General features: G+C 49.8%; 20 protein-coding genes. 8 read left to right on the forward strand and 12 right to left on the reverse strand.

Annotation, left to right across the window (positions count from 1 at the left end):
• Positions 1-73: 73 nt before the first annotated feature.
• Entirely contained in the window at positions 74-1,273 is a 1,200-nt protein-coding gene (locus ABD843_RS09910; protein WP_345082321.1) for a phospholipase D-like domain-containing protein, read from the forward strand.
• Here ABD843_RS09910 and ABD843_RS09915 read toward each other — a convergent pair.
• The 5 genes from ABD843_RS09915 to ABD843_RS09935 form a co-directional block, all read right to left on the reverse strand.
• A complete protein-coding gene (locus ABD843_RS09915) occupies positions 1,270-2,028 on the reverse strand; it encodes a sulfite exporter TauE/SafE family protein (protein ID WP_345082324.1) in 759 nt (252 codons plus the stop codon). The genes ABD843_RS09910 and ABD843_RS09915 overlap by 4 nt on opposite strands.
• Positions 2,029-2,071: 43 nt before the next feature.
• Positions 2,072-3,073: a bifunctional heptose 7-phosphate kinase/heptose 1-phosphate adenyltransferase gene (locus ABD843_RS09920; RefSeq protein ID WP_345082327.1), complete on the reverse strand. Its 1,002-nt coding sequence runs from the start codon at positions 3,071-3,073 to the stop codon at positions 2,072-2,074.
• Positions 3,070-4,503 (reverse strand): APC family permease, encoded by a 1,434-nt coding sequence (locus tag ABD843_RS09925; RefSeq protein ID WP_345082330.1) that lies wholly within the window; start codon positions 4,501-4,503, stop codon positions 3,070-3,072. The genes ABD843_RS09920 and ABD843_RS09925 overlap by 4 nt, the downstream gene beginning before the upstream one ends.
• Positions 4,504-4,538: 35 nt before the next feature.
• Positions 4,539-5,141: an OmpH/Skp family outer membrane protein gene (locus tag ABD843_RS09930; protein WP_345082333.1), complete on the reverse strand. Its 603-nt coding sequence runs from the start codon at positions 5,139-5,141 to the stop codon at positions 4,539-4,541.
• A 192-nt stretch (positions 5,142-5,333) separates the two neighbouring features.
• Complete coding sequence (locus tag ABD843_RS09935; RefSeq protein ID WP_345082336.1) at positions 5,334-5,549, reverse strand: hypothetical protein; 216 nt, start codon at positions 5,547-5,549, stop codon at positions 5,334-5,336.
• A gap of 98 nt (positions 5,550-5,647) precedes the next feature.
• Here ABD843_RS09935 and ABD843_RS09940 point away from each other — a divergent pair, with 98 nt between their 5' ends.
• Together ABD843_RS09940 and ABD843_RS09945 are read left to right on the forward strand one after the other, a co-directional pair.
• The gene (locus tag ABD843_RS09940; RefSeq protein ID WP_345082339.1) at positions 5,648-6,157 is read left to right on the forward strand and encodes a GNAT family N-acetyltransferase; all 510 of its coding nucleotides are present in this window, start codon (positions 5,648-5,650) and stop codon (positions 6,155-6,157) included.
• On the forward strand, positions 6,154-6,627 hold the full coding sequence (locus tag ABD843_RS09945; protein ID WP_345082342.1) for an energy transducer TonB: 474 nt from the start codon (positions 6,154-6,156) through the stop codon (positions 6,625-6,627). The genes ABD843_RS09940 and ABD843_RS09945 overlap by 4 nt, the downstream gene beginning before the upstream one ends.
• Before the next feature lie 83 nt (positions 6,628-6,710).
• Here ABD843_RS09945 and ABD843_RS09950 read toward each other — a convergent pair whose 3' ends face one another.
• The 4 genes from ABD843_RS09950 to ABD843_RS09965 form a co-directional block, all read right to left on the reverse strand.
• Positions 6,711-7,502, reverse strand: a complete 792-nt coding sequence (locus tag ABD843_RS09950; protein ID WP_345082345.1) for an energy transducer TonB — start codon at positions 7,500-7,502, stop codon at positions 6,711-6,713.
• Between the two features lie 46 nt (positions 7,503-7,548).
• Positions 7,549-8,142, reverse strand: coding sequence for an ExbD/TolR family protein (locus tag ABD843_RS09955; protein ID WP_345082348.1), 594 nt, complete (start codon positions 8,140-8,142; stop codon positions 7,549-7,551).
• 72 nt (positions 8,143-8,214) lie between these two features.
• The gene (locus ABD843_RS09960) at positions 8,215-8,874 is read right to left on the reverse strand and encodes an ExbD/TolR family protein (protein ID WP_345082351.1); all 660 of its coding nucleotides are present in this window, start codon (positions 8,872-8,874) and stop codon (positions 8,215-8,217) included.
• A gap of 127 nt (positions 8,875-9,001) precedes the next feature.
• Positions 9,002-9,847 (reverse strand): MotA/TolQ/ExbB proton channel family protein, encoded by an 846-nt coding sequence (locus tag ABD843_RS09965; RefSeq protein WP_345082354.1) that lies wholly within the window; start codon positions 9,845-9,847, stop codon positions 9,002-9,004.
• Positions 9,848-10,202: 355 nt separating this feature from the next.
• On the opposite strand from ABD843_RS09965, the gene ABD843_RS09970 reads away from it, so the two are divergent.
• Positions 10,203-10,742 carry an inorganic diphosphatase gene (locus tag ABD843_RS09970; protein WP_345082357.1) on the forward strand — a complete coding sequence of 180 codons (540 nt, stop codon included), beginning with the start codon at positions 10,203-10,205 and terminating at the stop codon, positions 10,740-10,742.
• Positions 10,743-11,035: 293 nt separating this feature from the next.
• Here ABD843_RS09970 and ABD843_RS09975 read toward each other — a convergent pair whose 3' ends face one another.
• Both ABD843_RS09975 and ABD843_RS09980 read right to left on the reverse strand, forming a co-directional pair.
• Positions 11,036-11,509, reverse strand: coding sequence for a VOC family protein (locus ABD843_RS09975; RefSeq protein WP_345082360.1), 474 nt, complete (start codon positions 11,507-11,509; stop codon positions 11,036-11,038).
• Between the two features lie 112 nt (positions 11,510-11,621).
• Entirely contained in the window at positions 11,622-13,541 is a 1,920-nt protein-coding gene (locus tag ABD843_RS09980) for an SDR family NAD(P)-dependent oxidoreductase (RefSeq protein ID WP_345082363.1), read from the reverse strand.
• 195 nt (positions 13,542-13,736) lie between these two features.
• Between ABD843_RS09980 and ABD843_RS09985 the strand changes: the two genes are divergently transcribed.
• Positions 13,737-13,910 carry a hypothetical protein gene (locus tag ABD843_RS09985; protein WP_345082366.1) on the forward strand — a complete coding sequence of 58 codons (174 nt, stop codon included), beginning with the start codon at positions 13,737-13,739 and terminating at the stop codon, positions 13,908-13,910.
• Positions 13,911-13,917: 7 nt separating this feature from the next.
• Here ABD843_RS09985 and ABD843_RS09990 read toward each other — a convergent pair whose 3' ends face one another.
• Complete coding sequence (locus tag ABD843_RS09990) at positions 13,918-14,478, reverse strand: hypothetical protein (protein WP_345082369.1); 561 nt, start codon at positions 14,476-14,478, stop codon at positions 13,918-13,920.
• A 224-nt stretch (positions 14,479-14,702) separates the two neighbouring features.
• Here ABD843_RS09990 and infA point away from each other — a divergent pair, with 224 nt between their 5' ends.
• The 3 genes from infA to rpsM all read left to right on the forward strand — a co-directional run bounded on the left by infA (position 14,703) and on the right by rpsM (position 15,606).
• Complete coding sequence (gene infA / locus ABD843_RS09995) at positions 14,703-14,921, forward strand: translation initiation factor IF-1 (protein ID WP_105040761.1); 219 nt, start codon at positions 14,703-14,705, stop codon at positions 14,919-14,921.
• 66 nt (positions 14,922-14,987) lie between these two features.
• Entirely contained in the window at positions 14,988-15,104 is a 117-nt protein-coding gene (gene ykgO, locus ABD843_RS10000; protein WP_345082377.1) for a type B 50S ribosomal protein L36, read from the forward strand.
• Between the two features lie 121 nt (positions 15,105-15,225).
• Positions 15,226-15,606, forward strand: coding sequence for a 30S ribosomal protein S13 (gene rpsM / locus ABD843_RS10005; protein WP_345082380.1), 381 nt, complete (start codon positions 15,226-15,228; stop codon positions 15,604-15,606).
• The last annotated feature ends 96 nt before the right edge of the window (positions 15,607-15,702 follow it).

A 15,702-nucleotide genomic window follows, 5' to 3' on the forward strand; every position in this document is an offset into this window, starting at 1 on the left:
TTGATAAGCGGCCTCTGTGCTATGTGAGGATGATGTAAGATACGATAGGCGTTTATTGCTTAATTTGTGCGCCATGGCGCGTGGACGCAAACGTGTAAGGGAGCAGTATACGACACATAATGCGGTACACCTGGTAAGGGGTGGCGCACACTATTTCGATACCCTGGTAGATATTGCGGGCAGGGCCAGGTATTCCCTGCATTTCCAGACCTATATATTCGATGCCAATGAGACGGGCTTCCTGGTGGCCGATGCGTTGATGGCCGCCGCGCAGCGCGGTGTGCATGTATACCTGATGCTGGATGGGTATGCATCTCAGCATTTACCCAAAGAATTCATCGGGAAGCTGCGGCAGGCTGGTGTACATTTCCGTTTCTTCGAACCACTGCTTTTTACCTATAAATATTACCTGGGCAGGCGCATGCATCATAAGATACTTGTGGCAGATGCCTATGAATGCCTGGTAGGAGGGCTGAATGTAAGCGATAGATATAATGACATGCCGGATGCGCCCGCCTGGCTAGACTGGGCGCTGCATGTAAAAGGTGAGGTGGCGCAAGACCTGCACAAGATATGTGTGCGCATGTGGCAGCGGTCTGTTTGGAAGCAGAAAAAATGCCTGCCGGATAGTATACCCTTGCCCCCAATGCCAAAAGAGGAGTGCATGGTGCGCATGAGCCGCAATGACTGGGTATATCGCCGTATAGATATATCGGTAAGTTATAGGCGCATGTTCACGGATGCGCGGCAGTATGCCACTATAATGACAAGCTACTTCTGGCCGCCGCGCAGGTTGCTGCTGCGTATGGAGGCCGCGGCCCGCAGAGGTGTAAAAGTAAGGGTGATACTAACAGGACAGGCAGATGTGCCGCTGGCCAAATATGCCGAGCGCTACCTGTATAGGCGGTTGTTCCGCAGCAATATAGAGATATACGAATACCAGCCCAATGTGCTTCATGCCAAGGTGGCCTTTCGCGATGATGAGTGGGCCACAATAGGCTCGTACAATGTGAACAACATAAGTGCATTTGCCAGTATAGAGATGAACCTGGACGTGTATGACAAGGATGTGGCCACCCAACTGCGTGATGCGGTGAAGCAGATAGTGGTGAACGATTGCATACAGGTGAGGAAGGAGTCATACGAAATAGCTACGAACCCCATAAGGATGTTCCTGTACTACCTGTCTTACCGTATAGTACACCTGCTGTTCTTCCTGTTCACATTCTACTTCGACCAGGTAAATAGGGAGCGCAGAGGCAGGGAGCGCTAGGTGGCTAGCTGCTTGTACAGCACCTCTATACCTGCTGCAAATACCAGTACGGCCGTAAGCCTGCGTATGAGCGCAGGGCTTAGTTTGGCGATGCCGAGGCGCGAACCCAGTTGCCCACCTGCAAGTACAGCAATAGCGAGTAGTGCGATGCGTGTAGTGTCTACCGATGTTTGCAGTGAACTAAGCTGCCCGGCCAGCCCGGCAATGGAATTGATGAGAATGAAGAAACTGGCGGTCGCAGCTATTTTCTTTGGCGTATCCCAATGCAGGAGGTTGAGCACAGGGGCAAGGAATATACCACCGCCTATACTTACCATACCCGATAGCAGGCCTATGCTGCCGCCCAGCAGCGCATCGCGCAGGTAATTGGGCTTTGTATCATGGTCTTTCAATGGTACATCGGTCTTTGATGGCTGCAGCCAAAGGAAGATACCTGCCATAATGAGGCATGTGCCCAGTAGCACAAAGAATGTGGCCTGGCTTACATGCAGCCGCGCCCCTATGAAAGACATAGGCACACTGGCAATAGCGATGGGTAGTACCTTGCTGAACTGTAGCTCCCTCCGGCGGATGAATAAGAATGTGCCGCCCGTGACCACAATGATGTTGCAGACAAGAGCCGTGAGCTTCATCTCGTACCTGGGCACTGCATAGAGCGCAAGGATGGCCAGGTAGCTGGAACCGCCACCAAAACCTACCGATGCATATATGAATGCAATGGTGAGGAAAAAGAAAAGTAGCTCGGGGTGTGGCATAGATACAGGGCCTTTGGTGTCGATGGCAAAGTATAGTGAACCATTATTGTGATGGCAGCAGCCTGCAGCACTCTTCCCGCAGCTTGTTCTTATCTATGGCCACTACGCCTGCTTCTTCGCATACTATACCACCTGCTATATTGGATATGGCGGCCATCAGTGCCGGGTCTTTCGTGAGGGTGTACACAAGAGTGGCCGTAGCTACTACGGTATCGCCCGCCCCGGAAACATCGGCTATATTGCGGATGTGCGACGGCAGTATGGCCGAATGACCCTCCTTGTTGTAATACACACCTTTTTCGGACAGGGTTATGAATGTCACCTCATGGCCCAGCTCTTTGTGCAGTATGGTATGTGCTTCGTCAAGCTCGGAGGTGGTAACATTGTTAATGTCCAGGTGCAGGCCCTCGCGTACTTCTTTCAGATTCGGTTTGAAGATGGTCACATCTTTGTACGATAGGAAGTTCCTGCGTTTGGGGTCTACTACGGTCACTATACCTATCTCACGGCAGTGAGCGGTTATGTGGCGTATCACATTTTCCTTCAGTACCCCTTTATTATAGTCTTCGAATATGAGCGCCTGTGGTTTTACCTTTTGCAGGTACTGCAGCACCTTGTCTATGAAGGGGTGCTCTTCCTCGGTATGCAGGTCGTCGGTCACTTCATCGTCCAGGCGCAGCATTTGCTGGTTGCGGCTCAGGATGCGTACCTTGGTAGTGGTGAGGCGTTTGCGGCTCTTTGCCACCAGCGATGTATCTATGCCTGCATCATTGGCCAGCGACACCAGGGTTTCACCGTTGGCGTCTTCACCCACTATACTGGCCAGTGTCACCTTTGCCCCCAGCGAGCGGCAGTTGAGCGCCACATTGGCCGCGCCACCCAGCCTGCTTTCCCTGCGCGATATAGCCACTACCGGCACGGGCGCCTCGGGCGATATGCGGTCCACATGTCCCCACCAGTAGTTATCCAGCATCACATCGCCTACCACTACTACATGCATATCCTGCATGCGGGCGAACAGTTCTTTCGATCTTTCTTTGTTCATTTTATGGTCCTTCTTTGCAGCATTTTGTATAGTGGCAGTCCCATCACTACTATCAACAGGCCGGGCCAGGTATACAAAGGCTTGTATTTGAGCAGCACTATGCATATGAACGATGCCAGCGCTATATAAACAGCAGGTATGACGGGGTAGCCAAAGGCCTTATAGGGCCTTGGGTGATGGGGCATGGTGCGCCTGAGCTTGAATATGCCGCCAATGGTAAGTATATAGAAGAGCAGCACCGTGAAGATGATGAAATCGAGCAGGTTGCCGTACTGGCCGCTAAGGCACAGCAGCGATGCCCATATGCACTGCATCCACAGGGCGCGGGCGGGTACATCCTTGCTATTGAGCGTACCTGCAGCAGGCAGGAAGAGGCCATCCTTTGCCATGGTATAGTATACCCTGGCGCCAGACAGTATAAGACCGTTGTTGCAGCCGAAGGTGGATATCATGATGAGGAGGGCTATGATCTTGGCACCATCGTCGCCGAATATCTTGAGGGCAGCGGCAGTGGCCACACGGTCGCTGGGGGCATGGGCTATCTCGGGTATGCTCATCACATTGAGGTACATGAGGTTCATGCACACATATATGAGGGTGACCACAAGAGTGCCTATGAAGAGGCTAAGGCCTATGTTGCGCTCGGGGCGTTTCATTTCCCCGGCTATGAAGGTGACACTGTTCCATGCATCGCTGGAGAAGAGCGAGCCTACCATAGCAGTGCAGATGGCTATGACCAATGTAAGGGGAGAGAGGCTTTGGTGCATGATGGCACCCATATCCTTACTGATGCTTTTGGCGCTCCAGGCATCGGTCCAGTTGTTGTTCCATATGCTGCCGTCTTTGAAAAGGAAGAAGCCGAACAATATGAGACCCGCCATAGCGGCCAGCTTGGCAAAAGTGAAGAAGAACTGTATCCATTTGCCGCTCTTTACGCCCCGGGTATTAATGTAGGTGAGCAATATCACGGTAGCGATACCCGTAAGCTGCGCGGCAGATATATGGAAGCCATCGGCAGTGCCCATCAGCAGGTTCTCGTCGCCAAGGGAAGGGAAAAGGTAGCCTGCGAATTTGCCGAAGGCCACACCTACCGCAGCTATAGTACCTGTTTGTATAACGGCGAAGAACGACCAGCCATATAGAAAGCCATAGAGCTTGCCAAAGGCCTCGCGAAGGTAGACGTACTGGCCACCTGCGTGGGGGAACATGCCACTGAGCTCGCCATAGCTGAGGGCGGCTGTAAGGGTGATGAAGCCCGAAAGCAGCCATACTACCACCAGCCAGCCCGCACTGCCCACATCGCGGGCTATACCTGCGCTAACTATGAATATGCCTGAGCCTATCATAGAGCCTATGACCAGCAGGGCGCCATCGAGCAGTGTGAGCGATCGTTGAAAACGGGTGTCTGTACCGGGTGCCTGGTCGTTCAAGGAATGATGTTTTCAGAAATATACTACATTCTTCCTTATTTCTTCTGTGCTTCTTTTTTCGCAGCCTCGTTCAGGCCGTTCACCACATCATCGGTAATGTTGTGCGCCGCACCCGCATAAAGTATAGAAGAGCCACTGCCTGCATAGGACATGATGAAATCGTAGTGGTGTGTCTTGTTGTATTCGGCCAGGTAGGCGTTGAGGCGTTTCTTGAGGTCGGTATTGAATTCTTCCTGCTCTTTCATGAGTTGCTCTGTAAGCGACTGTTTGCGCGATTCCAGTGTCTGCTGCATCTGCATCAGGCGTTTGTTGGCCGCTTCATATTCTGTCTGTGTCAGCGAGTTCGACTGGGCCTTTTTCTGTATCTCGTAGGCATCGTTCTGCATCTGGGCATAAGAGCGCTGCAGTTCGTTCTCCATCTGTGCCTGGCGCTTTTTGAAATCCTCGCTTCTTGTTTTCAGCAGGTCGTATTTCGCCTCCAGCGAGTCTATATCCACATAGGCTATATTAGAGCCGCCGGTGGTAGCAACAGGTGCGGTCTCTTTGGCGGGCTTTTCTTTTTGCGAGAAATGCATACCTGCAAGCGCCAGTACACCTATAAAAGATAATACGCTGAGTATGGTAGCTAAGTTTTTCATTCTGTATAAGAAGTGGCTTTTCAGTACGTTCAGGCCTCAAAAATATACGGTATGGCAAGACCATAACTGTATATGTCTCTTAAAATTGTCACAATAAATAATAGAGCGGGGATATCCGCCTATGGGTATATGTGGCAAAGGTAGCCGGCTGTTACACATTGCTACGGGTATAGACCCGGAATGTGTTGTGACCTAGTAAATGGTACAGTTCCATACTTCGCCGATAACGGTCGTGTCGTACTGGCTGCATATTTCCTGTGCTTTTGCCTCGCTCTGTATACCAAGATCTCTTGTAAGCCTTACCTGGTTGTTAAAAGTGCAATTGCAACGGTAAGACCTCTTGCAGGACGATACGGAGAGCAAAGTGCCCACCAGCATTGCAGAAACTATGTAAACAGCCTTTCTCATAATGGTCGATCGAAATGAAAAGCGAATTTAGTTTATTTATCTTTGAACAGGAAATCATTCGGCCTGTTTTTGGCCTCATACTTTCAGATCGTGATCATTTGGATATAACAGCAGCCCATACGGGGCATATACCCGTTATAATGGCCATTACCCATGAGGTATGGCCACCCACATATGTACCTATAATAGGCGAGGCGCAGGTAAGCTATATGCTGGGCCTGTTCTATACACCCGAGGCGCTGACCCGCCAGATAACAGAGGATGGGCACAGGTTCATAATAGGGTACAAAGAAGGCAGGGCAGTGGCATTCGCTTCTTACTCGGCAATAGAGCCCTGTATCTACAAGCTGCATAAGCTGTATATACTACCGGGCATGCAGGGGCAGGGAATAGGCCGCGGTATGATAGACCATATAGTGACCGAGATACGGCAAAAATGTATGGTGGCAGAATTGCGCCTGAATGTGAACATACACAATGCGCAGGCCATAACATTCTACAACAGGTATGGCTTTCGCCACCTGAGGGATGAGGACATAGATATAGGCGGCGGCTACTTTATGAACGACCATGTACTGTACCTGGCAATAAACACCGAAAGAAAATGATGACCAGAAATATAGCAGCACTATTGCTGGCAATGTGCGCGATGCACACAGCCTATGCCCAACTCCCTGCCAATGCTATGGCAACGATACCCACAGCCGATAATACGATATACGACACGGTGGATGTGGTGGCGAAACCACAGTTCGAGATGAACAGGTTTCTGGCGAACAGCATCAATTATCCGGATGTGGCAAGGGAGAATGATATACAAGGCAGGGTAATAGTGCGGTTCGTGGTGAATGTGGATAGCACTATAACAGATATTGAAATAATGCGCTCACCACATGAGCTATTGTCAGCCGAGGTCCTGCGGGTAGTGCATAATATGCCCGTATGGGAGCCGGCAAAGCTGAATGGAAGGCCGGTAAGGTCTCGTTTCTATCTGCCAGTGGTATTCAAGTTGGAAGGGGGCAGAAAAAAGAAACACAGTAAGCAGAAGGATACGGGGGAAGAGGGTGTGTGGGAGTAAAGTATAAAGTGCCGGATACTACAAAAGCAGAGGGCCGCGATCGCGGCCCTCTGCTTTTGTAACGAATATGTGCAGGTATGCAATTACTCTAGTGTGAACACGATAGGCAGGTTGAAGAAAACCTTTACAGGCTTACCGTTCTGCTTACCGGGTTTCCAAGGGGGCATGCTCTTTACCACGCGTACAGCTTCTTCATCGCAGCCGCCGCCTATGCCGCGTACTACAGATACTTCGCTGATCTTGCCGTCTTCGTTCACAACGAACTTCACCACTACGCGGCCTGAGATACCACCATCACGGGCTGCTGCAGGATAGTTCAGTTTATCCTGAAGATATTTGTTGATATCGCCCTCGAAAGTAGGCATCTGCTCCACATAAGTGAATATCTGTGGTGGTGGTGGCGCCTCTACCACACCGGTACCTGTAGATGGCTCTACTATACCCGGATCGAGCGCGTTAGGGTCGCCTTCCTGGGTAGTTTTGCCCGATGCTACTATCTCCTTCTGTGGTGGTGGTACTTCTTCTTCCTTCACTTCTTCGTCCTTCTTTATGACCGGCGGTGTGAATTTTACCGTCGGCTTCACCGGAGGTGGCGGGGGAGGAGGGGGCGGTGGTGGTGGCTTATTGGGGTCTATTGGCGGCGGTTCGGCCAGTGTTACCTGCTTGGGTATGTACACTTCCTTCTTCGGAGCCTTCATATTCTTGGCTATGAAAGCGTATGCACCTATGCCCATACCTATAGCCAGCAGCACCAGCATTGCACGACCCACCCGTTTGGGGTAGTTCTTACGCAGCTCATAGCCTCCGTATGTTTTATTGCGGCCATCGAATATGATATCGAGATAGTCGCTGGTGAGAATTTTATTGATATCCATTTTTACCTTTTGTTGTAAGTTATTTTCTGTGATAACTTAATTTGAATTACTGTACACCGTTGGCGGTCTCTGTGGCCTGTATAAAGCCCTGCTCGATATCGGAGATGTCGATGATGGCATATACCTTCACGTCATTGATGCTCATTTCGTCCAGCATGTTCACGAGGTCGCTGTAGGTGCTGGTGGTATCGGGCTTTATGAGCACGGTCATTTCGTCTTTTGCCGTAAGGGCGCCAGAGCGTTTCAGTCCGTCCACTATCTTCTTTTTGGCTATGATAGCGTCCCTTATACCGTCCTTTGCCTTGAAGCCTGTTACCTTGAGGTCTGGCGCCTGGTCGGGATTGTCGCCTATGCCTTCGTAGTAGTACACGCGGTGGTTCTTGCTCAGCAGCACCGTCATGGCCACGCTGGCCTTCAGCTTGTTCTTTTCGGCATCCGTAAGGTTCTCGTCCTTGTACGGCATGTTTATCTCCATGGTCTTGGGCTTGGCCAGCGTTGTTGTGAACATGAAGAATGTTATCAACAGAAAGCCAAGATCCACCATCGGAGTAAGGTCGATGCGCGTACTTAGTTTTTTCCCTTTTTTGACCCCAGGCCCTTTCTTTTTATGTCCTCCACCGGAGGTATCCATTTCTGCCATAGCGCAAATGTCTCTTGTTTGGTTCAGTGGGTTTCTCAGGCCCCCTGTAAATATTGTTTACTGGTGCCGTTGTTATTCGGCCTTAGCGAGCTTTTTCTGCTCGAAAGCGGCAGTGCCCGGAGGTACGGCCTTAAGATTGGTAATGAGGTTGAACTTGAATATCTTATAGCCTTCAAGCGTCCTGATTATCTTTTTTACATGTGGGTAGGCGGCCTCACCATCGGCCTTGATGCATATACGCAGCTTGGGGTTGGTGTAGCGGGCGCTTTTCACCCATTGTGCCAGTTCGTTGTTGGGCGACAGTACAGAAGTGTCTACGGGTATGCCCGGTGCTTGCTTCTCTATTTCGGCACGAGACTCAGGCGGCGTGTTGAGCAGTGATTTGAGCTGATTGAGCGGTACGCCTACGGAAGAACCGATGGCGAACGAGTTCATCTCGGCCTCGGTAAGACCGAGGTTGCGGTCGGTGTTCACGCTGGTGATGAGCTCTTTCCTTTTCAGCTTGTTGTCGATAGAAAAGAATATCCTTCCCTTGGTATCGACGGTAAGCAGCATGATATCAGCATCGGGCAGCGGTATCTCAGATATGGACGATGGTGTTTGTACTACTACGGGTTCTTCAGGTTTGAACTTTGTTGCAAGCATGAAGAAGGTAAGCAGCAGGAACGCCACGTCGCACATCGCCGTCATGTCGATGTTGGTGCTTTTGCGAGGTAATTTGGCTTTAGGCATTTTCTTTAGCTTCTCCTGTTAAATATTATTAAGATGCATTTCCGGTCATTTTCCATACAGCACGGCCACATATTTTATTTGGTCATACCGGTCCGCCATGTTGTGCGGCGAACCGGTATGAGAAATATTATTTGTACTGTGACGCGAAGCTCTGTGTAAGTGTGAAACCGCTCTCATCTATAGAGAAGGTGATGCCATCGATGATAGTAGTGAAGAAGTTGTAGAACACTATAGCGAAGAACGAGGTACCGATACCGAGGGCGGTATTGATAAGGGCCTCAGAGATACCTGCAGCAAGGGCAGCAGCATCAGGCGCACCTGCATTGGCCATGGCCGCGAATGAACGGATCATACCAAGTACCGTACCGAACAGACCGAGAAGGGTAGCGCACGATGCTATGGTAGAAAGGAACACGAGGTTCTTTTCGAGCATAGGCAGCTCCAGTGCGGTAGCTTCTTCTATCTCTTTCTGTATGCTCAGTACTTTCTGGTCGGTATCCAGTTCATGATTATTGGTCATTTCTTTGTACTTCATGAGGCCGGCACGCATTACGTTGCCTACAGAGCCTGCCTGCTTGTCGCACTCGGCTATAGCAGCGTCTATGCTCTTATTGGCCAGGTGGTACTGTACCTTGCGTACGAATTCGCCACCGTCCATTTTGCCTTTTGCTTTTATTATGGTAAGGGCACGCTCTATGATGAAGCATATCAGCGTAAGAAGGGTAGCCATAAGGATAGGTACCACAAAACCGCCCTGGTACATCGTACCCATTATGTTGGCCGGTTTCTCCCTGCTAGCACCATCGTGGAAGTTTCCTTCTGCACCCAGCACGAACTTCCAGATGATCTCACCTGCTACTACACAACCTACTACCAATGCCAGGTTGAGCCAAAAGTTGTTAGAGTTCTTTGGTTTACCTGCATTTCCGTGAGATGCTGCGGGTTTTGCTGCGGCTGTTTTTACGTCTGCCATAATTCTGATTTTAATTTTTGTGTTTGCTTATAATTGTTGGTCTAAGATAACTTAAAGGACATTTTTGAGTGTTTGCAAAGATATAGGTACAGTTCAAAAAAACAATTTCGGCCTGCAAAATATTTCCTAAATATAATAATACGTTTTTCCTTGTCTGTACTGATATTCACTGCATTGCAACGCATACGCGCGATATATTATTGCACAGATATTTTCAATGGTAAAAAGGGAGGGTATCGGTAGAGGTAGGGCGATAAGTTTTACCGGTTTTTTTGAGGTGTGCTTTTGATATAGACGTATATCCGTGCCATTTCCTTTGTAATTTTGGAAAATTTTTTTCCAACACTCCACATATATGAATTTCAATCCATGGCATGATGCCAGTTATGGCGACAATGTTCCCCACACCGTCAACGCTATCATAGAGATACCCCGCAACTCGAGGGCGAAATATGAGCTGGACAAAGAGACCGGCCTGCTGAAGCTGGACCGCGTACTGTACTCATCGGTATACTACCCTGCCAACTACGGGTTCATACCCCGTACCTATTGCGATGACCACGATCCGCTGGATATACTGGTGCTGTCGCAGATAGATATGCAACCCCTATGCCTGGTAGAGGCCAAGATAATAGGCGTGATGCGCATGCTGGACCAGGGCGAGGCCGATGACAAACTGATAGCCGTATGCGCCAACGATATGAGTGTAGCGCATGTGAACGACATAAGCGAGCTGTCGCCCCACTTCATAGAAGAGCTGCGCCACTTCTTTGAAGAGTACAAGAAGCTGGAAAAGAAGGAAGTGAAGGTAGAGGAGTTCCAGAACGCGCGCCTGGCAAAGAAGATACTGCAGCACAGCATAAACGACTACACCACAAAATTCGGTGCGAAGTAATTCCTTGTTGTAGCACCATTGCAAAGGGGCGGCCATGTATAGCATGGCCGCCCCTTTAATTCTATGTTATACCAATTAGACAATGAAAACATGCCTGTTTTTTGGCCCCTCCCGAACCTCTCCAAAGGGGAGGAGGTGAACTATGAGCGCTATAACGTGAAATTTTCCTGTGCCGAATTTTGAAGTCAAATTGGTATTATTAGGGTAGGGTGCAGACTCTCCCCAGCCGTCTCCAAAGGAGAAGGAGGAGTTATACCACACGGTCAGATGCCGAATTCAATGCCCGATCGATATTATCCGTTGGCAGCGCGTTCCAGCTCGGCTATGTCTATCTTTTGCATACCCAGCATGGCCATCATGGCACGCTGGGCGCGGGCACCGTCCTTATCGTTCAGCAGCTCGCCAAGGCGGTCGGGTATTATCTGCCACGAGAGGCCGAACCTGTCGCGCAGCCAGCCGCAGCGCTCTTCCGTGCCACCATCGGCCAGCAGGCTGTCCCAGAAGTAGTTCACCTCTTCCTGGTCCTTGCATTTGATGAACAGGGATATGGCCGGCGTGAACTGGAACATAGGGCCGCCATTTAGCGCCATGAATTCCTGCCCCTGTAGCCGGAATGTTGCCGTGATCATAGTGCCCTCGGGCATGGGGGCGCCTTTGCCATAGCGAGAGATAGATACTGTGGCTGAGTCTTTGAAAATGGAGGTATAAAAGTTGATGGCCTCTTCGCCATTACCATCGAACCAAAGGAATGGAGTGATCTTTTGCATAGTAGCCTGTTTTAGTAGTGAAAGACAGGAGACAAATGTACCATAGCCCAGCGCCGCAGACGGTACCTGTATGCGACGATAGTAAGTACGGATGCGACAGACCGGGAACGCCCTACGCCTTGTTGTTGCGTGCGTTCACTTTTTCGTATACTATGTTGTTGCTGATGAACTCGGGCACTATGTCCTTCATGAGCAGTACGGTCTCCAGCGTATAGTGCAGGCGGGCGCTGTTGATGAGCCTGTCCACCTTTTTCTCTACCGTAGCAAAATCGTACTGGCGCACATCGGCTATCAGTATCTTTTCGTGATAGGTGGGGCGCGTGTTCTCTGCGCTGCTCAGTAGTTCTTCGTATAGCTTTTCGCCCGGCCTCAGCCCGGTGTACTCTATCTTTATATCTATGTCGGGCTCTTTGCCTGCCAGCTTTATGATCTTGCGGGCGAGGTCGGCTATCTTGATGGGCTTGCCCATGTCGAACACGAATATCTCGCCGCCCTGGCCCATTACGCCGGCCTCTATCACCAGTTGGCAGGCCTCGGGTATGGTCATGAAGTAGCGCGTTATCTCGGGGTCGGTAACGGTTATGGGGCCGCCTTTTTCCAGTTGTTTCCTGAACCTGGGCAGAACCGAACCATTGGATCCCAGCACATTGCCGAAACGTGTGGTGACGAAACGGGTCACATTCATGTCCAGGTGGTCGTCGGTGCCGGTAAGCTGCCTGAAATAGCTCTGCGTGAATATCTCTGCTATGCGCTTTGATGCTCCCATCACATTGGTGGGGTTCACGGCCTTATCGGTAGATACCATCACGAATTTCTCCACACTGTTCAGTACGGCCAGCTCGGCAAGGTTCTTAGTGCCTGCTACATTGTTCAGTACGGCTATAGACGGGTTGTCTTCCATGAGGGGCACATGCTTGTAGGCCGCCGCATGGAAAACGATGTTGGGTGCATATACCTCGAAGAGATGCTCCATACGCTGCCTGTCGCAGATATCGCCCAGGTAGGATATGATATTGGGGGCCTTGTGCTTTTCCTGCAGCTCCAGCACGAACTCGTGCATGGGGGTCTCGGCCTTGTCGCATAGTATGATGACAGATGGTCTGTAGTTGAACAACTGGCGTACCAGCTCGCTGCCTATAGACCCGGCAGCGCCTGTTACCAGTATCTTCTTGCCCTTCAGCGCGCTGTATATGGCCTCGTTGTGTATCTTGATCACCTCACGCTCCAGCAGGTCCTCTATGTTTATGTTCTGCAGTTGCTGGGTGTCCAGCTTGTCGTTCAGCCAGTCTTTCATCACCGGCACCTGCTGCACCTTTATGTTGTGGGCCAGGCAGTTGTCCACCAGTTCGTTCAGTTTGGCGCTCTCTATATGGCGGGTGGCCAGTATCACTATCTCTACCCCTTCTGATGCCAGCCTGGCTATATTGCTTTCCTGTGTGCTGTAGATGGGAATACCTTCAAGCAGCTTGCCTGCGGTAGAGAAAGAATCGTCGAGGAAGGCAACTACCTGCATGTCTGCATCGGGCATGCTGCTCATCACTTTTTTGATATGCAGCCCCTCGGTAGAGGTGTCATATACCACTACCTTCTTTTTCTGCACCTTATTGCCGGGGTAGGAGAGCGAACGGTAGAAATTGAAGCAGTACCTTACCGCCAGCCTGTACGATATGATGACGAAACTGGTGATGAAAAAGTTGATGACCACTACCTGCAGGGTGAAGTAATTGCCCGATTTGAGGTAGAATATATTGAGGACCAGGTAAAAGAAAGCGGCCAGGGCGTTTACCATCACCAGGCGCGATGTGTCCTCGAGGTTGGTGTAGCGTACTATGCCGGCATAGCTTTTGAAGATGTAGAAGAGCGCACTGTTAAGCGCCAGTGCTACGCCTATCATCAGTTTGAGGCCTATAGCGGCCTGTTCCAGATTGAAGTTGAGCTTCAGCATCCTGGATAGGAAAATGCAGCAACATACCAGGAAAAGATCTAGCAGGAAAACAAGCCACCTGGGGAGTATGCGTATCTTTAGAGACATAGTTTTCGTTTCAGGGAGGTTTTCTGATCAAAGATTTTGTTAAAGAGCAAGGGGAACTGAATGACAATATTACGATCATTTGTTCAAAAAACTATGTATTTGAACCGAAAATTAATAAATACATCATTTATTAATAAGATGTTCTGAGCTCAAACACATTTTTTTATTACTGCCACATTTTACTATAATTGCAGTATGGGAAACTCTAACAACGGTCAGCAGAAGAAAGGACCATCTAAACTACCATCGAAACAAATAGTTTTCGGCAACCAGTCGGCAGGAAAGAAAGCAGGTAAGGCCGCCAATTCATCGGTAAGCACCGGTAAAAAGGGTGGGGTGAACATGATGCGCAAACTATCGGGCATGTAGAAAGGGGCTACCAGAGCCGCAGCATGGCATTGTCTATGGACTGGAAGAGGTCGCCGGGCTGGTGGGTACGCCAGTTGGGGTTATCCCAGAGGCGTACATACCGGTCTATGCGTGCCCTTTGTATCTCTGAGCGTGTCTGCTCGGGCGTGTTCATGAGCACTATCCAGCCGCCATCGTCCCTGATGTCCTCGTTCCATTCCTCGTAATAGTCGCGGTCGCCGCTGTGGAAATTGAGCACATTCTCGGCAATGAGGATGAACTTATTCACCTTGTGGTTTATCATATGGTCTATCACAGACCGTTTCAGTTGCATTATATCGTTCTCCACGGCATCGTTCCACTCGCCTATCAGCTCTATGATGGCAAAATTCAGGTCGTAATCTACGAAGAGCGCCTTCATATATAATGTACGCGACCCGAACTCGTCCCACTGAGGATGTATATAGTAATTGTATATGGTATTTGAATACTCGAATTCGCTGTGCTCGGCGCCAAAGAAGGGCGATATCTCGTCCTCTTCGGCGGTATACAGATGTCTCCAGTTATAGAACGGCTCTATTTGGTGCATAGCAATAGGTTTTGCCGGAAAAGCTGCAAAAATAAGCAAGAACAACTTTTTTTTAGTTGCCACGAAGAGTTATATAATTATCGGCTGGTGGCTTTATCTTTGCGGCGCATTTTTCACATCAAAGATGGGTAGCTGCAGAGGGGAAGGGACCGTTTTTTATTTTGCCACAAATTTTTTCGGTTAAATAAAAAAGTTTTTACTACCTTTGCAGTCCTTAAAAAAATATGGCTAAACAATCTCTCATTAAACAGGACGGAACGATCATCGAAGCGCTATCTAATGCTATGTTTCGTGTACGACTGGAAAATGGGCACGAGATACTGGCCACTATTTCGGGCAAGATGCGCATGCACTACATACGCATACTGCCCGGCGATAAGGTAGGTGTAGAGATGAGCCCATATGACCTGAGCAGGGGGCGCATCATTTACAGGTACAAATAACAGCCGCGGCAGCCGAAGGGCGACCGTGGTAACAAGAAGGGTTTAACGCATAGAAATATAAATAAAATGAAAGTAAGAGCATCTATCAAGAAACGTAGCGCAGATTGCAAGATCGTTCGCCGCAACGGTAAGCTTTATATCATCAACAAAAAGAACCCCCGCTACAAGCAGCGCCAGGGATAACCACCAACCCCCAAAGGGGCTTTTGCCATTTCGGGGAGCAAGACGGTAATTTTAAAGACAAACCAAGTATAAAAAGTACTCCGGCCGCCTCTGAAGAGGACCGGGGGTTAAAAAAAAGAATATGGCTCGTATAGCTGGTATCGACCTTCCTAAGAACAAACGCGGTGAGATAGCGCTCACTTACATCTATGGTATTGGCAACAGTACCGCCCGTTACATACTGGACAAAGCAGGCGTAAGCTATGACAAGAAGGCTTATGAATGGAACGACGATGAGCAGACCGCTATCCGTAACATCATCAATGCCGAATTCAAGGTAGAAGGTCAGCTGCGCTCTGAAGTGCAGATGAACATCAAGCGTCTTATGGATATAGCTTGCTACCGTGGCCTGCGTCATCGTAAAGGTCTTCCTTTGCGTGGCCAGCGTACGCGTACCAACAGCCGTACCCGTAAAGGTAAGCGCAAGACAGTTGCAGGTAAGAAAAAAGCACCGAAGAAATAATATCATTGCCACTGCCGGATCTGCACTGGTGCTGCGGGGAGGAGTGGTGATGGCAGGCACATGGCCGGGTGTTACTACCTTGGCCATAGCTTGTTA

Source organism: Nemorincola caseinilytica (assembly GCF_039540515.1).
Classification (GTDB): Bacteria; Bacteroidota; Bacteroidia; order Chitinophagales; family Chitinophagaceae; genus Nemorincola; species Nemorincola caseinilytica.